The organism is Oscillibacter sp. ER4 (assembly GCF_000765235.1).
Taxonomy (GTDB): domain Bacteria; phylum Bacillota; class Clostridia; order Oscillospirales; family Oscillospiraceae; genus Hominicoprocola; species Hominicoprocola fusiformis.
The window spans coordinates 12231-32402 of sequence record NZ_JPJG01000054.1; the positions used below are offsets into that span (position 1 = coordinate 12231).

Genomic DNA, 20172 nt, shown 5'->3' on the forward strand with positions numbered 1-20172 from the left:
TGTGCTTGCTTTACGCCTGTTTGGCGGCGTGGGCGCGGTATTCCTTGCTTTTTTCAAGATAGAGCGCGGCGTTGGCCAGAATGCTCGCCTTTTCCTTCTCCGTCAGCTCGCGCACGACCTTGGCCGGGGAGCCGAGGATCATCGAGCCGTCCGGCGCGTTCATCTTGCCCGTGACAAGAGCGCCCGCGCCGATGATGCAGTCGTTGCCGATGACAGCACCGTCGAGCACCGTCGCGCCCATGCCGACGATCACGCGGTCGCCGATGGTCGCGCCGTGGACGGTGGCGCAGTGGCCGACGGACACATCGTCGCCGATGGTGACCTTGTTGTGGATCAGGGCGAGGTCCTGAATGTTGCAGCGCTTGCCGATGCGCACGCTCTGCATCTCGCCGCGGCAAACACTGTTGTACCAGAACGCCGTGCCTTCACCCGCGACGACATCGCCGAGCACCTGCGCGCCCTCCATGATGAGAATTTTGTCATCGGTGGAAAGACGGTTAAAATTCATAGACATGGTTTTTCTCCTTTGTGAGCGGGCAAGCGCCCGCAGTATCATTTTTTACAGGGCAAAGTTGCCGTTGACGAACACGGGAATCTCGCGCCCGTCTTTCGTCGTGCCGATGATGGAAAGGTCAGCGGTGCCAACCATGAAGTCAACATGCGTGTTGGAATCATTCAGGCCCGCGGCCTTGAGCTCTTCCTTGCTCATGGCCTCGCCGCCCTTGACGCACTCGGGGTACGCCTCACCGAAGGCGAGGTGGCAGGCCGCGTTTTCGTCGAAGAGCGTGTTGTAGAAGAGAATCTTCTGGTTTGAAATGGGGCTGTCGTAGGGCACGAGCGCGACCTCGCCGAAGTACGACGCGCCCTCGTCCTCGGCGATGGCGGCTTTTAGGATGTCCTCGCCCTTTTCCGCGTGCGCCTCGACGATTTTGCCGTCCTTGATGACGAAGTGGAAGTTTTCAATGATGTTGCCGTTGTGCACGAGCGGCAGGGCTGCGTAAACGACGCCGTCGATGCCGTCTCTGAGCGGGGCGGTGAAGACCTCCTCCGTCGGCATATTGGCGACGAACGGAAAGCCTGTGCGGCTGGTGTTGTCGCCGCCGGCCCAGACGTGCGTCTCGGGAAGCTTGATGTTGAGGCTCGTGCCGAGGGAGTTCTGGTAATAGAGCGAGGTGAAGTGCAGATCGTTGAGCTTTGCGATGCGGCTTTTGAGCAGCGCCACATGCTCATGCCAGCGCGCGACGGCGTCACCCTTGCCGCTGATGCGGACGGAGGTGAAGATCGCGTCCCAGAGCTTGTCCATCGCCTCCTGCTCGGGGAGGCCGGGGAAGACCTTCTTCGCCCAGCTCGGAATGGGGACGGATGCGACGCACCAGGGGCAGGCATTGGACATTACGGCGCTTACGTAAGGCTGGATGGCCGTCTCGCTGCGGCTCGCGCGCGTCAGGCGGTCGGGGTCTACGCCGAGCAGCGCCTCAGGATCACGGGCGGAGATATTGAGAAATGCTGCGCCCTCGTCAGCATAGCCGTTGAGCATTTCTGCCTGCCAGGCGGGAAAGACGTCGAACACGGAGTCATCCGCGCGCAGAAAGCGCTCGCGTTCAAGAAAATCATCCGACCAGCGCATCACGACTTCGCGGCAGCCGACGTTATAGGCAGCGGCGGCGCACAGGCGTGCAAAATACGCGCACTCGACCGGGCAGCGGATCACGACGGCCTGGCCCTTCTGCACATTCAGACCGACTTCGATGAGGAGTTTTGCATATTCTCTGAGCTTTTCTTCCATGAATGACCTCCAAAAAAGAAGGCGGCTGTGCGTGGCACAGCCGCCTTTTCCTATCGTACGATGCCATACAACATGCATCATAACACAGTTCATGCGCGATTGAAAAGAGTTTTTCGTATTTTTATCAGATTCCGAGAAGAAGCGAGGCAAAGTTGAAGTAGATCATCAGCGAGATGGCGTCCACGACCGTCGTGATGAACGGCGAAGCCATGACCGCGGGGTCGAAGCCGATCGTCTTGGCGAGCAGCGGCAGCGTGCAGCCCACGACCTTGGCCGCAAACACCGTGACCACGAGCGTCAGGCAGATGACGAGCGCGACCGTGATGGTGATGGGATTGCCGAAGATCATCTTGTCGACGAGCATGAGCTTGACGAAATTCGCTGCGGCAAGCGTGGCGCCGCAGACGACCGCCACGCGGATCTCCTTCCAGATGACGCGGAAGAGGTCGGAAAATTCGATCTCGTCGAGCGAGATACCGCGGATGACCGTGACGCTCGCCTGTGAGCCGCAGTTACCGCCCGTGTCCATCAACATCGGGATATAAGCCGTCAGAATGGCGAACGCGCTGAGCGCGTCTTCAAAGCGGGCGATGATCTGGCCGGTGAATGTGGCCGAGACCATCAGAAGCAGCAGCCAGGGGATACGGGACTTGTACGTCTCCCAGACGCTCGTCTTGAGGTATGGCTTATCCGTCGGCAGCATAGCCGCCATCTTTTCGATATCCTCGGTCGTCTCCTCTTCCATGACGTCGATGGCGTCGTCGACCGTGATGATGCCGACGAGGCGGTCTTCCTTGTCGACGACCGGAAGGGCGATGAAGTTGTACTTCGAGAAGGTCTGCGCAACGTCCTCTTTATCCTCGAGCGTGGAGACAGAGATGACGTGCGTCTCCATGATCTCGTCGATGGTGTCGTCCTCGTCGGAGAGGAGAATCGTTCGCAGCGAGACGATACCCTGCAGCTTGCGCGCCGGATCGACGACATAGCAGACGTTGATGGTCTCTTTGTCCGTACCGGTGCGGCGGATACGCTTGAGCGCGTCCTCGACGGTCATATCGCGCTTTAAGTCGACAAACTCCGTCGTCATCAGTGCGCCCGCGCTGTCGTCGGGGTATTTGAGAATTTCATTGATGCTCTTGCGCGTGTCGGGGTCCGCGTGCTTTAAGATGCGCTTGACGACGTTCGCGGGCATTTCCTCCACGATGTCGACCGCATCGTCCAGATACAGCTCGTCAAGGACCTCTTTGAGCTCGGTGTTCGAAAAGCCGCGGATCAGCATCTCCTGCGCGTCGGGATCGAGCTCGACGAACACCTCTGCCGCGGGCTCTTTGGGAAGGAGCCGGAACAAAAGGGGAATGCTGTCCTCGTCCAAATCTTCAAAAAGCGAGGCGATATCCGCGGGCTCCAGGTCTGCAAGCAGGTCGCGCAGCGCGGTATATTGTTTTCGCTTGAGCAGATCCTCGATTCTTTCCAGCAGTTCGTCGCGCATTTCTTCAAAGCCGACCATACCGACTCCTCCTTTCTGAAGATAGTGCCAAATCAAAGTGTTCAGGTGAATTTTGCGATAAAAAAATCCCCCATATCCTGCGTCCGGCGACGCGGCTATGGGAGCGACAATCAAGAAACACCCGCCCCTGGCGAGAAGTTTCCTTACCGTTCAAGCTTTAGCATCACGAGGCGGTGAAACTGCATTAGATGGCACCTTGCTTTCGATGCAACCTGTTCAAACCCTCTCATAGTGTCTCCACTACTCCGCGGCAGCAGTCCGTATCCTTGTGGTAGCCTTACCTACCGGACGATGTATGAACTTAACGGTACTATATTATGCACATTTTCCCGTGCTGTCAACCCCTTTTCCGGCTTTATTTCTGTAAAAAGTATGTCATGGTGCGCTTTTGTGCTTCCCTTTCGTAATGGGCTGTGCTATACTACATAAATTAAAGAGAAATCGACTTTTGAGGAGGTGAGCATCGCCCTTGCAGCAGTATCTTGACCGGCACCGCTTTTTGAAAGGCATCTACCTGATGGTCAGGCGGTACTTCGATCATCATGTCGGCCGCGATAGTGCGGCGCTCACATACTACCTTTTGTTTGCGCTTTTCCCGCTTTTGATCTTTTTGAGCAACTTAGTCGGCATCATGTCCGTGGATATCAGCGGCTTTCTGTATGAAATTCGCGCATTCATCCCGCAGGAGGCGCTCGAGATCATCGAGCAGTATTTCACTTATGTCAGCCGCGATTCAAGTCCACGGCTTTTGTGGTTCTCACTGATTTTTTCCATTTACTTTCCTTACCGCGCGGCAAGCTCGCTTCTGGGCTCTGTCCGTCGGGCCTACGGCGAGCACCGGCCCACGCAGTTTTTGCGCTATCAGTTCAAGCTCCTGCTTTATACGCTGAGCCTGATTTTAATGGTCGTTTTGTCCATCGGACTGTCCGTTGTCGGCGGGCGGGTGCTGAACTACGTGTCGAGCCACCTGTCGGCCTATATCACGCTGAGCGACGGCTTCATCCACCTGTGGTCGAGCCTGCGCTTTGTTATCATCGGCGGCATCGTATTCTTCCCCATCGCGATGATGTACGGCCTTGCGCAGGAGTCGCACCGGATGAACCGCATCTGGCCGGGCGCGGTGTTCTCGCTCCTGATGTGGCTCGTATTGTCATTCCTTTTTTCGTATTATGTTGAAAACATCGCGCGCTACTCCGTCATTTACGGCACGCTCGGCGCGGTGATCGTATTGCTTTTGTGGCTGTATCTCGCCTCGGTCATGCTGATCATGGGGGCGGAATTCAACAGCGTTTTGATGGTGCTGCGTAAGCAGCACACGGCGGAAGCTGAAGAGAATTTAGGAGAAACACAGAGATGAAAATCATCATTGTCGGTATCGGTAAGGTCGGCTACGCCATCGCCGAGCAGATGACGGGCGAAAACCACGATCTGGTCGTCATCGACCGCAACAGCGCCGTGCTCGACCACGTTGACTCCATGCTCGACGTCATGTGTGTGGAGGGCAACGGCGCGAGCGCCAGCGCCCTTTTGGAGGCGGGCGTGCGCGAGGCGGACCTTCTCATCGCCGTTTCGGAAAACGACGAGGTCAACCTCATCTGCTGCCTGATGGCGAAAAAGCTCGGCGCGAAGCACACGGTCGCCCGCGTACGCAACCCCGAGTATTTCCGCGATGCACAGATCCTGCGCCGCGAGATCGGGCTTGATATGATCATCAACCCCGAAAATGCCGCCGCGCAGGAAATTTCGCGCATTCTGCGCGTGCCGTCTGCGTTCAGCGTGGAGACGTTTGCCAGCGGACTTGTCGAGCTCATCGGCTTTCAGACCGAAGAGAGCGACAGCCTTGTCGGCAAGTCCCTCATCGACTACAACCGCGAAAATCCCAACAGCATCCTCATGTGCGCGGCCAAGCGCGGGGAAGAGGTCATCGTGCCGAACGGCTCGTTCGTCCCGCAGACGGGAGACCGCGTGTACGTCATCGGCACGCCCGCGGAGACGACGCGCGTGCTGCGCTCGATGGGCAGGGCCATGGCGCCCATCCGCCGCGTGAGCATCCTTGGCGGCAGCCGCATCGCACAGTACCTTGCCTGGGTGCTCACCGATGTCGGCACGCACGTGACGATCGTGGAAAAGGACGAGGCCAAATGTCTCACGCTCGCGGAAAAGCTGCCGAAAGTCACCGTCATCCACGGCGACGGCACGAATCACGACCTGCTTGAGTCCGAGGGCATTTTCCACTGCGACGCGTTCATCGCCGTGACGGACCGCGATGAGGAAAACCTCCTTATGGCGCTCACGGCGAAGCGCTACGGCGTGAAGAAGGTCGTGCCGAAGATGTCGCGCATGGGGTATCTCGACATCGTGAACCTCACGGGACTCGACACGGTCATTTCGCCCAAGGCCATCATTGCAAGCCAGATCTCAAGTTACGTCCGCGGCCTTGCCAACTCGCAGGGCAGCGCGGTGGAAAGCCTGCACTATATCCTCGGCGGCGCGATCGAGGCCGTCGAGTTCACCGCGACGAGTGCCACGCACTTTCTCGACCGGCCGCTCAGCGACCTGCATTTTCGAAACGGCCTGCTCGTTGCGGCCATCGTGCACAACGGCCGGATGGAGATCCCGAACGGCCATTCCCAGATCCATGCGGGCGACCGCGTGATCGTGGTGGCGAAAAAGCTCTTTTTGCAGGACCTCAACGATATTCTCGGTTGATGTGACGGCTGCTTGCGGCAAGGAAGTTTCATTATGAACCAAAATCTTATTCTCAGAATCGTGGGCGTTATCCTCTGCATTGAGGCGCTTTGTATGATCCCGCCGCTGCTGTTGAGCGTGTTCGGCGGAGGGCCGGATCAGCGGGCGTTCCTGTATGCGCTGCTGATCTGTGGCGGCGTGGGAGTGCTGCTTTCGCTCATCCGCGCGGACAACACAAGACTTCAGACGCGCGACGGCTTTGTCTGCGTGGCGCTGTGCTGGATCGCGCTGAGCGTGTTCGGCGCGCTGCCGTACTTTTTCAGCGGCAGTTGTAGCTTTATCGACGCCATTTTCGAGACCGTCTCCGGCCTGACGACGACGGGCGCGTCCATTTTCGCTTCGCCTGCGTCGCTGCCGCGGGGCATCCAATTCTGGCGCGCGCTCACGCAGTGGATGGGCGGCATGGGCATCCTCGTTTTGATGCTGGCGCTGCTGCCCAAGCTCAGCGAGGGCAGCGTGAACCTGATGAAAGCGGAATCCCCAGGCCCCATCAGCACAAAGCTCCGCCCCCGCACGGGTGAGACGGCGCGCATCCTGTACCGCATCTACATCGCGCTCACCGTGGCGGAGGCGCTGTTGCTGCGCATTGCGGGCCTCCCGCTGTTCGATGCGATCACCACGGCGCTGACGACGATCTCTACCGGCGGCTTTTCCATCCGGGATGCGAGCATCGCGTATTATCAGTCGCATCTTGTCAACTGGATCCTCATTTTCTTCATGTTTGCCGCAAGCGTGAACTTTACGCTCCTCTACCTCTGCGTGACGCGCCGCTTCCGCGAGGCGCTCAAGAGCGAGGAGCTGCGCGTTTACTCGCTGGTCGTGGTCGGCGCGTCGGCGATGATCGCGGCGGACCTGATCGTGCGCACGGGGCGCGACATCGGCTCGGCCATCGAGAATGCAGCCTTTCAGGTAACAACGCTCATTTCAACGACCGGCTACTGCACGGAGGATTTTGACCTCTGGCCGCAGTTCTGCCGCTGTATCCTCGTGCTGGTGATGTTTTTCGGCGGCTGCGCGGGCTCTACGGCGGGCGGCGTCAAGGCCTCGCGCATCGTGCTTTTGTGCAAGGCGCTGCGGCGTGATCTGCGGCGCGTGATGCACTCGCGCGAGGTGCGCCCCATCACGCTCGACGGACATCGCGTGACGGAGGAGACTGTCTCGTCCGTTTCGGTCTTCTTCTTCGCCTATATCGCGATCATGCTGCTCGGCACGCTGATTTTGTCGCTTGACAACATCGACTTTACCGCGGCGTTCACCGCCTCGCTCACGGCCATCAGCAACGTGGGCCCGGGCCTTGGCGCAGTGGGACCGACGTGCAACTTCGGCTTCCTCTCCGGCATCAGCAAGCTCACGATGAGCGCCATCATGCTGCTCGGCCGTCTTGAGATCATGCCGCTGCTTGTCCTCTTAATGCCCTCTGTCTGGCGCAGAAAATAAAAGAAAATCAAAAAGAGTGGATCGCAATTTTGCAATCCACTCTTTTTGAAAAGGATTCGCTGCGCTTCGTGCTTTGCCGCCCGCAGCGCGGCTGCGACACACGCTCCGCGCAAAGAGTAAATTCCGACGCGCCTGTCGTCGGAATTTACGATCAAACAGATTTCGCGTCTGCGGACGCGAAACTCTGCGAGGCGGTTTGCCTCCATTTTAGCAGCAGGGCTGAGTTTGTGATGACAAGCACGCTGCCTGCGTTATGGACCAGCGCACCGACAACAGGGTTCAGTGTGCCGGTGATGGCGAGCACGATGGCGATGAAGTTGAGCGTGAGCGAGAATGTTATATTGAGCTTGATGGTGCGCATCATGCGCTTGGAGAGCGCGATGAGGTGCGGCAGCTCCTTGACTTCGTCGTCGACGAGCGCGATATCCGCGGCGTCCACGGCGATGTCGCTGCCCACGCCACCCATTGCGATGCCGACATCGGCGGCCTTGAGCGCGGGCGCGTCGTTCACGTCGTCGCCGATCATGCAGACCTTATCGCCCGCGGCCTGATAGGCGCGGATGTGGGCGAGTTTGTCCTCGGGCAGGCAGTTTGCGTGCACCTCGCCGATGTGGAGCTGCGCGGCAATGGCCGCGGCGGCGTTCGGATGGTCACCCGTGAGCAGCACGGGCTGGATCTGAAGCGCGGAGAGCTGGTCAATCATGTTTGCACTCTCCTCGCGAATCGTGTCGGACAGGGCGAGGAAGCCCGCGAATACGCCGTCCACGGCGGCGTAGGTGACGGTGCAGCCCTGCGAGAGCTGGACAACAGCGGCCTTAGCGGCCTCTTCGGGAATGGCGATGCGGTGCTCGGCGAGAAGCTCCGCGTTACCCGCGAGGATGGCTCTGCCGTCAACGCGGGCGGAGACGCCGCGCCCAGGGACCATCCGGAAATCTTCGGCCTCGACCGGTATTTCGCCCATCTCCTGCTGGCAGCAGCGGGTGATGGCCTTGCCGAGCGGGTGCTAGAAATAGTGCTCCGCCGCGGCGCAGAGGCGGTAGAGCTCGTTATCGGAGAGGGAGGGCAGCGCGCTGTGCACCAGAACGACCCTCGGCGTGCCGTAGGTCAGCGTGCCGGTCTTGTCGAAGGCGATCTTCTTCACGGCGGCGAGACGCTCAAGCGCGTCGCCCTCGCGGACGAGAAAGCTGTGCTTCGTCGCGTTGCCGATGGCGGCCATGATGGCGGTCGGCGTGGCCAGCACGAGCGTGCAGGGGCAGAAGACGACCAGGATCGTCACCGCGCGGATGATCTCACCGGAGATGAGCTACGTCAACGCCGCGGCAGTCAGCGCGATGACGACGATCCATGCCGCCCAGCGGTCGGCAAGGCGGACGATTTTGGCTTTGCCCGCGTCGGCGGACTGGACAAGGCGGATCATGCGCTGGATGGAGCTGTTCTCGCCGACCTTTGTGGCCTTCATCTCGAAAGCGCCGAACTGGTTGACCGTGCCGGAGGAGACTTCGTCGCCGACGCCCTTGTCGACCGGCAGCGATTCAACCGTCATGACGGACTGATTCACGGACGTCTGGCCCGATACGATCTCGCCGTCGACAGGGATGGTCTCGCCGGGCAGCACGCGCAGCAGGTCGCCGACCCTGACGGCCTCGGCGGGGACGGCCGTTTCCTCTCCGCCCAAGATGACGCGCGCGGTCTGCGGCGTCAGGTGGACGAGCTTTTCGATGCCCGCGCGGGCGCGGGCGACGGTCAGCTCTTCGAGAAGACCGCCGAACTGCATGATGAACGCGACCTCGCCCGCGGCGAAGTCTTCGCCGATGCAGACCGACGCGATCAGCGCGAGCGAGACGAGCACGTCTGCCTTGATGTCGAACGCCGTGATAAGGCCGATGACGGCCTCTAAAATGATGGGGATGCCGCAGAGGATGATCGCGGCCCACGAGGCGTCGAACGGCAAGGGGACGAGATCAAAAATGCTGACGATCAGCGCGATGCCGGAGATCACGAGCAGTGTGATATCTTTTTTCGTGCCGCCCAGCTCTAAAAAATGCTCCAGCTTTTCCATTGCCAGTTTCACGGAAGTGACTCTTTTCTGTACCATAGGGGGTATTGGCTTATTATACATATGGAGGTATAGGTTGTTAAGCGCGCAAAAAGAAGAGAAGCAGCACAAAGCTGCTTCTCTTCTTTCGTGTAATTCTACTGAAAACGGGCAGATAGAAGGGAGAAGTCCCTACTCAGCCCATGTTCGAAAAACGCTCGACCGCCTTCGTAAAGTTCTCGATCGTTTTGTCCGCGTCGCCGTGCTCGATGCCGTCACGCACGCAGTGCTTGATGTGCCCCTCGAGAACGACCTTGCCGCAGCCGTGCAGCGCGGATTTGGCCGCGTTGATCTGCGCAAGAATATCCTCGCAGGGGACGTCCTCGTCCACCATGCGGTCAATGGCCTGCACCTGACCGATGATCTTTTTGAGCCGACGGTGCAGATTGTCGGCGTCCATACACTGTTTCATCGTTTGAGCTCCATACCTGTTGGGGTATCTGCATTGTACACTCTGCGCCGCGATTTTGTCAATATGCGCTGCCGCGCCGGTTTTGTGCGCCTTTGGCGAAAAAATGGCATTTTGCGGCAATTTTCTCTTCCTCCGCGGTGTTGCAGAGCATAAAAAAGTGTGATAGGATATATTAGAAATAGTATGACTGGCGGCCATATTGCCGCCGGAACAATTTTGAGGTATCCGAATGAAAAAAAGCGACAAAACACCAAAGCAGACCCACCGCCGCGCGGACCCGAACGTCATGGGCCTCCACGCGGACGTGGTGGAGCAGAATATCACAGAGACACTCGAAACGAACTACATGCCTTACGCGATGTCCGTCATCGTCTCGCGTGCCATTCCGGAGATTGACGGCTTCAAGCCCTCGCACCGAAAGCTCCTTTACACCATGTACAAGATGGGGCTTCTTACCGGCGCGCGCACGAAGAGTGCGAACATCGTCGGACAGACGATGCGATTGAATCCCCACGGAGACGCCGCCATCTACGACACGATGGTGCGCCTTTCCAAGGGCTACGGCGCGCTGCTGCACCCGTTTGTCGACTCGAAGGGCAACTTCGGTAAGGTCTATTCGCGCGACATGGCGTGGGCGGCCAGCCGATACACCGAGGCGAAGCTCGCGCCCATCTGCGCCGAGCTCTTCCGCGATATCGACTCTGACACCGTTGATTTTGTCGACAACTACGATAACTCAATGAAAGAGCCGGCGCTGCTGCCAACAACGTTCCCGAATATCCTGGTCTCGGCCAACCAGGGCATCGCGGTCGGCATGGCGAGCCAGCTGTGCGGCTTTAACTTGGGCGAGGTCTGCGAGACGACGATCGCCTTTTTGAAAAATCCTGAGGTGCGCATCAGCGAAACGCTGCTCGCGCCCGACTTCCCGACCGGCGGCGAGGTCCTGTACGACCCGCGCGCCATTGAGGACATTTACAACACCGGCCGCGGCGGCGTAAAGGTACGCGCCCGCTGGCGCTACGACAAAAAAGAAAATCTCATTGAGATTTACGAGATCCCCTATACCACCACGACCGAGGCCATCATGGACAAGGTCGCCGAGCTCATCAAGGCGGGCAAGGTCAAGGAAATTTCCGACATGCGCGACGAGACCGACCTTTCCGGTCTCAAGCTGACGATCGACCTAAAGCGCGGGGCCGACCCCGACAAGCTGATGCAGAAGCTCTTCAAGGCGACGACGCTGCAGGACACGGCCTCGTGCAACTTCAACGTCCTGATCGGCGGCATGCCGCGCGTGATGGGCGTGCGCGAGCTTTTAGACGAGTGGTGCGCGTGGCGCACCGAGAGCGTCAAGCGCCGCGTGTACTTTGTGCTCAAAAAGCGGCAGGACAAGCTGCACCTCTTAAAGGGCCTTAAACGCATCCTGCTCGACATCGACAAGGCCATCAAGATCATCCGTGAGACGGAAAAGGAGGCCGACGTCGTGCCGAACCTGATGATCGGCTTCGGCATCGACCAGATCCAGGCGGAATACGTCGCCGAGATCAAGCTGCGCAACATCAACCGCGAGTATATCCTAAAGCGCGTGGAGGAGACGGCATCGCTCGAGGCGGAGATCGAAGACCTCGAGGATACGCTTGCGCGCCCGTCGCGCATCCGCAAGATCATCGTCAGCGAGCTTGAGGATGTGCGCAAAAAGTACGCCGAGCCCCGCCGCACCGGCATCCTCTACGACTATGCCGAGGACGCTGAGAGCGAGGAGGACGCCATCGAGGACTATCCCGTGACGCTGTTTTTGTCGCAGCACGGGTACTTCAAAAAGATCACGCCGCAGTCGCTGCGCATGTCCGGCGAGCAGAAGTTCAAGGAGGACGACGCGCTCAGCATGAGCGTGGAGAGCTCCAATGCCGCCGAGCTGATGTTCTTCACCGATAAGGCGCAGGTCTACAAGACGCGCGCGAGCGACTTTGCCGACGGCAAGGCGAGCCAGCTGGGCGATTACCTGCCCGCCAAGCTCGGCATGGACGAGGGCGAGAGCGTCATGGGCATGGTGCTTCCCGGCGATTACAGCGGCTATATGATCTTCTTCTTCGAAAACGGTAAGGCCGCAAAGGTCGAGCTGTCCGCCTACAAGACGACCTCGAACCGCCGCCGCCTGACCGGCGCCTACAGCGACAAGAGCCCACTCAAAGCGCTGTTGCATCTCAAGGAAGACCGCGAAATCGCCGTCTATTCGACAGAGCCGCGCGTGCTGATCGTCAACACGGCGCTTCTTGTTGTGAAGACGACGCGCACGACGCAGGGCGTCGCGCTTTTGACGCTCAAAAAGAAGTACGTGCTCGACACGGTACGCTTCCCGGAGGAGACCGGCATCACCGACCTTGCCCGCTACCGCGGCCGCAGCATTCCCGCGACGGGCGCGCTGCTCAAGACGGAGGACAGCGACGACAAGCAGCTCTCGCTGATTTGACGTCGGAAGCCTGAGAGAAACATGTGAGGGGAGAAAATTTATGAAAAATAAAAAACTGCGCGAGCAGGTGAAAAGCTATATCATTGTCACGCTTGCCTGCGTGCTGTATGCCTTGTCGTTCGATTGGTTCTATGCACCGAATGGCTTTACGGTCGGCGGCTTTACGGGTATTTCGCAGATCATTAACTTTTTTGCACCCATTCTGCCGGTCGGTACGATGGTCATCGTGCTCAATGTGCCGCTTTTTATCGTGGGACTTAAAAAATTCGGCTTCGCATTTTTGTGCAAGTCCATCTACACGATGACGCTGAGCTCCATTTTGATCGACGTTGTCGCGGCCATCCACGAGTTTGCGCCCATGGACCCGCTGCTTGCGTGCCTGTACGGCGGCGTGACGCTCGGTATCGCCTCAGGACTTTTATTCCGAGAGGAGACGACGACCGGCGGCTCAGAGCTCGGCGCGTGGATCGTAAGATCGCACGTTGAGCGGCTGTCAATCGGCAACATCTGCCTTGGCATCGACCTGACGATCATCCTGATCTACGCCGCGGTGTTCCGCAGTCTGAATAACGCCCTCTACGGTGCGCTGGCACTCTACATCACGACGAAGGTGCTCGATCTGGTCGTCTACGGTCAGAACACGGCGAAGGTCGCCTACATCATCAGCGACAAGTATGAGGAGATCATGCAGGAGATGCTGCGGCGCGACATGGGCGTCACGCTCCTGAACGGCAAGGGCGGCTACACGGGCGCGGAGCGTCCGCTGCTGTTCTGCGCCATCCGCAAGAAGGAAGCGGTTTCGATCAAGCGCTATATCAAGGAGCTCGACCCCGACGCCTTTTTCATCGTCTGCGACGCGAGCGAGGTGCTCGGTGAGGGCTTTGGCGAATACGACCCGCAGGGCCTCTAAGGATATCAGGATACAAGGAGGAAGCAGGAATGGATTTTACAACGGTGGAGAAGAATCTCAAAGAGCGCGGCTTCAAGGTGTCTGCCTTCGCGACGGCGAAGGAAGCGGCGGACTATTTGAACGCGCAGATCGACGGAGAGAGCGTGTCGTTCGGCGGCAGCATGACGCTCTCTCAGATGGGGCTTTTTGAAAGCCTCGGCAAGCACAACAAGATGTTCAGCCACTGGAACGTGCCCGACGGCATGAACGCTGCCGAGGTGCTCAAAAACGCCTCGACGTGCGACAACTACCTGCTCTCGGCCAACGGCCTTGCCGAAACGGGCGAGATCATCAATATCGATGGGACGGGCAACCGTGTGTCCTCGTCGCTCTACGGCCATAAGAAGGTGTGGTTTGTCGTCGGCAGCAACAAGATCGCGCCGACCTATGACGAAGCGCTCTGGCGCGCCCGCAACATTGCTGCACCGAAAAACGCGCAGCGCCTCGGCGTGAAGACGCCCTGCGCAGTGAACGGCGACCGCTGCTACGACTGCAAGAGCCCGCAGCGCATCTGCCGCGGCCTTGTCGTGCTGTGGGAGGCCATCCGCAGCTGCGAGACCGAGGTCGTGCTCGTCGACGAGCCGCTTGGCTACTGAGAAAGATAGATTTCGCCCAAAAGGAGGGAGCGCCGTGCGCAAAAAGTTCATTCCGCTTTCGCTGGCGCTCTGCCTGATGCTCTCGGGCTGCGGCGGCAACGTCGTGCTTGAGCGTTCCTACAGCGTCTCCGCGCCGCACAGCGAGGTCTACTGGGAAAACGAGGGTGCGGACACCCTGCGCGCCGACAGCTATCAGGACCTCGTCAATGCGCTGCTGCTGCTCCTTGGCGAGCATAGCGAGGAAGGCGTTGTGCGTATTTACAGCGAGGAAGACGCCGCGGCCATGGCCGAGCAGGCCTGTAAGGAGGTGCAGGAGGAGACGGCACTGGGCGCGTATCTTCTTGACTACATCAGCTACACCGACACGCAGGAGCGCGCCTTTTACGAGATGCACGTGCGCCTCGGCTACCGCCGCACGGCGGAGGAGCAGGCGGGCATTGTCACCGCGACGAGCACCGAGGCGCTGCCTGACCTTCTGCGCCTAACGGCGCGCGAGGGCGCGCTCAGCCGCATCGCCGTGCGCTTCACGTACTTCACCGCGGACCGTGACGGTATCCGCGACATGGTACGATCTGTGCAGGAGGAGGTCGACCCCGGCTTTACTGAGCCGTGGCAAGTGAACTTCTACCCCGATACCGACGATGTCGGCATTGTCGAGGTCGTGCTGCGGGAAGCGTAAAAAGGATAAGAAAAGAGCCTGAACAAAGCGTTCAGGCTCTTTTTGTGCTTTATAGGGGAGAGAAAACGTTAGGAGAGGATCGCGCGGTCATTGGCGAACTCGTCGCCGCTGGCCTTCGTGAACTGCTCAAGAAGATCGGGCACGGTCAGCTTCTTCTTCTCCTCGCCCGCAATGTCGAGGATGACGTGGCCGTCGTGCAGCATGATGAGGCGGTTGCCGTACTGAATGGCATCGCGCATGTTGTGCGTGATCATCAGCGTGGTGAGCTGGCCCTCGCGCACGATGCGGTCGGTGAGCTCCATGACCTTGGCGGCGGTCTTCGGGTCGAGGGCTGCGGTGTGCTCATCGAGCAGCAGCAGCTTGGGGCGCTTGAGCGTTGCCATCAGCAGCGTGAGCGCCTGGCGCTGGCCGCCGGAGAGCGTCGAGACCTTCGTGGTCAGGCGGGACTCAAGGCCGAGGCCGAGACCGCCGAGCAGCTCGCGGTACTGCTCCTTTTCCTCCTTCGTCACGCCCCAGGAAAGACCGCGGCGCTGGCCGCGGCGGGCGGCGAGGGCGAGGTTCTCTTCGATCCACATCGAGGGGGCGGTGCCCATCATCGGGTCCTGGAACACGCGGCCGATGAATGCCGCGCGCTTGTGCTCGGGCAGGTTCGTGACGTCAGCACCGTCGATGATGACCTTGCCGGAGTCGACAAAGAACGTGCCGGCGGTGGCGTTGAGCATCGTGGACTTGCCCGCGCCGTTGCCGCCGATGACGGTGACGAAGTCGCCGTCGTTCAGCGTCAGACTCAGGCCGCTCAGCGCGGTCTTGGCGTTGATGGTGCCGGGGTTGAAGGTCTTATAAAGTTCCTTGAGTTCAAGCATGGCCATTGCCTCCGTTCTTTGCGCTCTGGGGCTGCACCTTGCGGCGGAACATCTTGCTCTTCCAGTAGGGGATGGCGAGGAAGACCGCCACGATCAGCGCCGTGATGAGCTTTAAGTCGTTGGTGTTCAGACCGAGCTGCAGCACGATCTGGAGCACGATGTAGTAGATGATCGCGCCGATGGAAACGGCCAGCAGCGTGAGGCCGAAGTTCGTGAAGATCTTGCCGAAGATGACCTCACCGATGATGACGGCGGCAAGGCCGATGACGATGGCGCCGCGGCCCATGTTGATGTCGCTCGAGCCCTGATACTGCGCCAGCAGCGCGCCGGAGAGGGCGACAAGACCGTTCGAGACCATCAGGCCAAGCACGATATTCGAGTTCGTGTTGATGCCCTGTGCGCGCGCCATGTGGGGGTTTGCGCCGGTCGCGCGCAGCGAGCTGCCCTTCTCCGTGCCGAAGAACCAGTACAGGATGGCGATGACCGCGGCTGTGAAGAGAAGCAGCAGCGGCAGGGGATTGTTGATCGAGAGCTCGCGCACATAGCGCTGCGAAAGCAGCAGCGGATATTTATCAACGCTGAGTGCCTGGTTTGCCTTGCTGTCCATGATGCGCAGATTGATCGAATACAGCGCAAGCTGCGTCAGGATACCGGCGAGAATGGCCGGAATACCGCAGCGCGTGTGGAAAAGACCGGTGACGAGGCCTGCCAGCATACCGGCGAGCATCGCGCACAGCAGGGCGATCCAGGGATTGAAGCCGCCGCGGATCAGCATGACGCAGACAGCGCCGCCGGTTGCCAGCGAGCCGTCGACGGTCAGGTCCGCCACGTCCAGAATGCGGAAGGTGATGTAAACGCCGATGGCCATAATGCCCCAGGCGAGACCCTGTGCGGCAGCGCCGGGCAGGGCGTTCATCAGCGACGAAAGAAAACTCATGGGTTCTCTCCTCCTATCTCTTGTTGAGGCAGGAACGGGCTAAGCCCGTCCCTGCCTGCGGGGGGATGTGATCAGATTACTCTTCGATGGCAGTGTAGCCCTCGAGAGGCTCGATGCCGAGCGTCTCGCACATGGAGGCGTTGTACTTCGGGGTGGCCTCGGTGAACTCGATGGGCATCTCGGAGATGTCGGCCTCGCCGGTCAGGATCTTGGCGGCCATCTTACCGGTGGTCACGCCGAGGTCATAGTAGCTGATGGAGAGGGTCGCGACGCCGCAGCCCTTGCAGATGCCCTCTTCGCCGCAGATGGCAGGCACGCCTGCGGGAACGAGAACGTTTGCGATGGCCTCGGTGTTGGAAGCGGCGGTGTTATCGGTGGGGACGTAGACAACGTCGGAGTAGTCGGCGGCGGACTGGGTCACGGAAGCGACGTCGTTCGTGTCAGTGAAGGCGAACTCCTGGGTCTCAATGCCCTTGTCGGAGAGGTACTTGGCGACCTCTTCGATCTGGTAGCGGGAGTTGGGCTCGGCGGAGCAGAACAGCAGGCCGACCTTCTGAGCATCGGGGAACCATTCGGTGATCATGTTGGCCTGAGCCTCGAGGTCAGCGAGGTCGGAGGTGCCGGAGATGTTGCCGCCGACAGTGCCGTTGAAGTCGTCAATATCAAGAGCAACGCCGTAAGCGGTGATGGAAGTGCCGAGGATGGGGATGTCGCTCGTGGCGGCAGCCGCGGCGGTCAGCGCCGGAGTGGCGTTCGCCATGATGAGGTCAACACCGTCGGAGACAAAGCCGTTGACGATGGTAGAGCAGTTGGCGCTGTCGCCGGAAGCGTTCTTGTTCTGGAATTCGACCTGGCCGGGCAGCGCCTCATTCAGCGCGTCGATGAAGCCCTGGGTGGCAGCGTCGAGTGCCTCGTGCTGCACGAGCTGGCAGATGCCGACGGTGTACTTCGTGCCTTCGCCGTCGGTGCTGCCCTGATTGTCGTCCTGTGCGGCCTTATCGCCGCAGCCGGTCAGACCCACGCTCAGGCTGAGAACGAGGGCAAGAGAGGCAACAAGAGAAATGATGCGTTTGGTGTTCATGCTTTTTTTCCTCCAATTTTTATTTCTCGCTGATAACAATAAAACCCGCTGTAAGGACTTGTGGTCCATACGGCGGGTTCCTTGACTCAACTCTTTTTGAAGTGACCTTCAAGTGTTGGTTCGAAAGACCTTTCAGCTACGGGCATCACAAATCGCTCTTACCTTGTCCTTAAAGTAAAAGTAAGAGTAATAGTAAAAGCGATATGCAACGTTGCTTACAACAGTCTTCATCACTCAAGCTCCAAGTCCTTTCAAAAAGGATGGTAGTAATATAGCACACACAAAAATGACCGTCAATAGCATTTTTATCCAAAAAACACTATTTATGTAGGAATTTGGCAGGGCACAGCACCGAAAAGTATGCTATTTGCATTAGGAAACGGCATGGGTGTGTTCGCAAAGCTCATTGATCTTCTGCTGTAAGCCCTTGAAATCCTCAAACGACTCGGGCCTGCGGCGCGGATCGCGCAGCAGTGCCGCGGGGTGATACACGGCCATCATCTGAAAGCCGTTCTTTTCGAACCACTGCCCGTGCTCACGCGTGATCTTGAAGTCGGGCTTGATGATGCGCATGGCCGCGATGCGCCCGAGGCAGACGATGATCTTCGGCCGCAGCAGCGCGACCTGACGGCGAAGATACCCGATACAGGCGTCCTGCTCCACGCCGAGCGGGTCGCGGTTTTCCGGCGGGCGGCACTTGACGATGTTGGCGATATACACATCGTCGCGCTTGAGGCCGATGATCTCAAGCATGTCGTCGAGCAGATGACCGGCCCTGCCGACGAATGGCACGCCCTGCGCATCCTCGTTCGCGCCGGGGCCTTCGCCGATGAATAAAACTTCAGCATTCTGATTGCCGACGCCGAAGACGACGTTCGTGCGCGTCTCCCACAGCGAGCATTCGCGGCAATTTTTGCAGTCGTGTTCCAGAGTTTCCCAGGTATCAGGCATAGTCGTGTTCTCCTGTCGATTTTTTGTCATTTTACCATGATTCGCCGCGCTTTGCAACGCGCGCGGCACGCATTTTTCCATCTGCGCGGGCCATACTGAAAAAAACGGACGCGGAGGAAGAAATGGATCATATCTGGTACTGGTTTGCTTACAGCTTTTTGGGCTATTGCTTGGAAAAGCTCTTCGCCGCAGCGACGAGATCGAGCCACCGGCTGCGGCGGTGCTTCGTGTTCCTGCCGCTGTGTCCGGTGTACGGCTTTGCAATGGTCACGATTTTATTGCTGGGGGCGGAAAAGCTCCCCGGCGCGTGGGAGCAGATCTTGCTCGGTATGCTCGCGGCGACGGCGATAGAATACGCCGTGCACTGGGGCTATGAAAGGCTGTTTCAAGTGCAGTTCTGGGACTATTCTTCGACCAAATGCGACGTGAACGGCCGCATCTGCCTGCCGTTTTCCATCTGCTGGGGAATATTGTCGATGCTCGCCGTGCGGTATGTGCAGCCGGTTCTGGAGGGCTATGCCGCACTGCTTCCAGAGTGGGCCGCGGCGCTGGCGGTGTTCCTCGTCACGCTTGACGGCATCCTGACCGCGCGCGTCCTGCTCACGACGCACGATATCGACGCTTTGACGCCGCGAACGTTGCTCCGAAGTAAAAGAAGGCGAACCGCCTGACGGTTCGCCTTCCTGACTTTATTCATAAATGTTTTTCGATCCAGCTCCACAGGTCGTTATAGACCACGGCACGGCAGTCTTCGTTCAGAATCTCGTGCCGCAGGCCCTTGTAGAGCTTCAGCTCCACGTCGCGCACGCCGGCGCGGCGGAAGGCCTCGTATGCGCGCTTGACGCCCTTGCCCATCTCGCCGACAGGGTCCTTGTCGCCGGAGATGAAGAGAATGGGCGTGTTGCGGTTCATCGACGCGATGTTTTTCGGCGTGCTGATGAAGCGGATGCCGCCGAGCATCTCGTAGAAGAGACCGATGCTCGCCTTCTGACCGCAGAGGGGGTCGGCAATGTAGGCGTCAACATTGTTGTCGCTCGCGCTGAGCCAGTCGACCTCCGTGCGGTTGGGCGCGAACGCCTTGTTGTAAGCACCGAAAGCCAGCGCCTCCACGCGCGGAGAGTGCGCCTTGAAGCCGTGGCGCTTGCCCGCGGCCTTGGCGATGGCGCGCCCGCCCGCGACGATCGCGGGGGACTGGTGCCCCGTGCCCATGATGATGGCGGCGTCAACGGTGCCGGGATAGCGGATGAGATAGGTGCGCGTCAGGAACGAGCCCATCGAGTGGCCCATGAGAAAATAGGGAACATCGGGATATTTTTCCTTCGTGCGGCAGCGCAGGGCGTACATGTCGTCCACAACATGCTTCCAGCCGTCGCGCGGGCCGAAATAGAGCGTGTCGGCGTCCTTCTCGGCGGAAAGGCCGTGGCCGAGGTGGTCGTTCGCCACGACGGCAAAGCCGTGCTCGGTCATGAATTCGGCAAACGGCGCGTACCGCATGCCGTATTCCGCCACGCCGTGCGCGATCTGTAAAACGCCGATGATCTCACCGCTCTCGGGCATCCACTCTGCCGCGTGAATGCGCGAGGAGCCGTCCGACGAGGGGAAGTAAAATTCCCTGCAAATAGCCATGGCGCAAAACCCTCCTGCATGATATAATCTTATTC

17 protein-coding genes, 1 pseudogene and 1 riboswitch are annotated in these 20172 nt (G+C 59.4%); of the genes and pseudogenes, 8 read left to right on the forward strand and 10 right to left on the reverse strand.

Annotation, left to right across the window (positions count from 1 at the left end; translation table 11 throughout):
- Positions 1-10: 10 nt before the first annotated feature.
- The 3 genes from NI20_RS0108570 to mgtE all read right to left on the reverse strand — a co-directional run bounded on the left by NI20_RS0108570 (position 11) and on the right by mgtE (position 3293).
- Positions 11-514 (reverse strand): gamma carbonic anhydrase family protein, encoded by a 504-nt coding sequence (locus tag NI20_RS0108570; protein ID WP_242842966.1) that lies wholly within the window; start codon positions 512-514, stop codon positions 11-13.
- 45 nt (positions 515-559) lie between these two features.
- Positions 560-1786, reverse strand: coding sequence for an aminopeptidase (locus tag NI20_RS0108575; RefSeq protein WP_033120994.1), 1227 nt, complete (start codon positions 1784-1786; stop codon positions 560-562).
- A gap of 124 nt (positions 1787-1910) precedes the next feature.
- The gene (mgtE, locus tag NI20_RS0108580; RefSeq protein ID WP_033120995.1) at positions 1911-3293 is read right to left on the reverse strand and encodes a magnesium transporter; all 1383 of its coding nucleotides are present in this window, start codon (positions 3291-3293) and stop codon (positions 1911-1913) included.
- A gap of 134 nt (positions 3294-3427) precedes the next feature.
- Positions 3428-3589, reverse strand: a riboswitch (M-box (ykoK) riboswitch).
- A 173-nt stretch (positions 3590-3762) separates the two neighbouring features.
- On the opposite strand from mgtE, the gene NI20_RS0108585 reads away from it, so the two are divergent.
- Genes NI20_RS0108585 through NI20_RS0108595 form a run of 3 tightly spaced genes read left to right on the forward strand, consistent with a single transcriptional unit; the run spans position 3763 to position 7478 of the window.
- A complete protein-coding gene (locus NI20_RS0108585) occupies positions 3763-4650 on the forward strand; it encodes a YihY/virulence factor BrkB family protein (protein ID WP_052084538.1) in 888 nt (295 codons plus the stop codon).
- A complete protein-coding gene (trkA, locus tag NI20_RS0108590) occupies positions 4647-6002 on the forward strand; it encodes a Trk system potassium transporter TrkA (RefSeq protein WP_033120996.1) in 1356 nt (451 codons plus the stop codon). The genes NI20_RS0108585 and trkA overlap by 4 nt, the downstream gene beginning before the upstream one ends.
- A 33-nt stretch (positions 6003-6035) precedes the next feature.
- Positions 6036-7478, forward strand: a complete 1443-nt coding sequence (locus NI20_RS0108595) for a TrkH family potassium uptake protein (RefSeq protein WP_033120997.1) — start codon at positions 6036-6038, stop codon at positions 7476-7478.
- A 151-nt stretch (positions 7479-7629) separates the two neighbouring features.
- On the opposite strand, the pseudogene NI20_RS13850 reads toward NI20_RS0108595, so the two are convergent.
- Positions 7630-9537, reverse strand: a pseudogene (locus NI20_RS13850) (heavy metal translocating P-type ATPase).
- A gap of 172 nt (positions 9538-9709) precedes the next feature.
- Complete coding sequence (locus NI20_RS0108605; protein WP_033120998.1) at positions 9710-9985, reverse strand: metal-sensing transcriptional repressor; 276 nt, start codon at positions 9983-9985, stop codon at positions 9710-9712.
- Positions 9986-10214: 229 nt separating this feature from the next.
- Between NI20_RS0108605 and NI20_RS0108610 the strand changes: the two genes are divergently transcribed.
- The 4 genes from NI20_RS0108610 to NI20_RS0108625 are packed head-to-tail and all read left to right on the forward strand — an operon-like array spanning position 10215 to position 14679.
- Entirely contained in the window at positions 10215-12455 is a 2241-nt protein-coding gene (locus NI20_RS0108610) for a DNA topoisomerase (ATP-hydrolyzing) subunit A (RefSeq protein WP_033120999.1), read from the forward strand.
- Positions 12456-12495: 40 nt separating this feature from the next.
- Positions 12496-13365, forward strand: a complete 870-nt coding sequence (locus tag NI20_RS0108615; protein ID WP_033121000.1) for a YitT family protein — start codon at positions 12496-12498, stop codon at positions 13363-13365.
- A 29-nt stretch (positions 13366-13394) separates the two neighbouring features.
- The gene (locus NI20_RS0108620; RefSeq protein WP_033121001.1) at positions 13395-14000 is read left to right on the forward strand and encodes a lactate utilization protein; all 606 of its coding nucleotides are present in this window, start codon (positions 13395-13397) and stop codon (positions 13998-14000) included.
- A gap of 34 nt (positions 14001-14034) precedes the next feature.
- Positions 14035-14679, forward strand: coding sequence for a hypothetical protein (locus tag NI20_RS0108625; protein WP_052084539.1), 645 nt, complete (start codon positions 14035-14037; stop codon positions 14677-14679).
- Positions 14680-14747: 68 nt separating this feature from the next.
- Here NI20_RS0108625 and NI20_RS0108630 read toward each other — a convergent pair whose 3' ends face one another.
- The 4 genes from NI20_RS0108630 to NI20_RS0108645 all read right to left on the reverse strand — a co-directional run bounded on the left by NI20_RS0108630 (position 14748) and on the right by NI20_RS0108645 (position 18511).
- Positions 14748-15542: an ABC transporter ATP-binding protein gene (locus NI20_RS0108630; RefSeq protein WP_033121002.1), complete on the reverse strand. Its 795-nt coding sequence runs from the start codon at positions 15540-15542 to the stop codon at positions 14748-14750.
- Complete coding sequence (locus tag NI20_RS0108635; RefSeq protein ID WP_033121003.1) at positions 15535-16479, reverse strand: ABC transporter permease; 945 nt, start codon at positions 16477-16479, stop codon at positions 15535-15537. Before NI20_RS0108635 ends, NI20_RS0108630 begins: the two co-directional genes overlap by 8 nt.
- Positions 16480-16555: 76 nt before the next feature.
- Complete coding sequence (locus NI20_RS0108640; protein WP_033121004.1) at positions 16556-17560, reverse strand: ABC transporter substrate-binding protein; 1005 nt, start codon at positions 17558-17560, stop codon at positions 16556-16558.
- 372 nt (positions 17561-17932) lie between these two features.
- Positions 17933-18511: a uracil-DNA glycosylase family protein gene (locus tag NI20_RS0108645; RefSeq protein WP_033121005.1), complete on the reverse strand. Its 579-nt coding sequence runs from the start codon at positions 18509-18511 to the stop codon at positions 17933-17935.
- Positions 18512-18633: 122 nt separating this feature from the next.
- Between NI20_RS0108645 and NI20_RS0108650 the strand changes: the two genes are divergently transcribed.
- Entirely contained in the window at positions 18634-19182 is a 549-nt protein-coding gene (locus NI20_RS0108650) for a putative ABC transporter permease (RefSeq protein WP_033121006.1), read from the forward strand.
- Positions 19183-19204: 22 nt separating this feature from the next.
- On the opposite strand, the gene NI20_RS0108655 is transcribed toward NI20_RS0108650, so the two are convergent.
- Positions 19205-20137, reverse strand: coding sequence for an alpha/beta fold hydrolase (locus NI20_RS0108655; protein WP_033121007.1), 933 nt, complete (start codon positions 20135-20137; stop codon positions 19205-19207).
- Between the last annotated feature and the right edge of the window lie 35 nt (positions 20138-20172).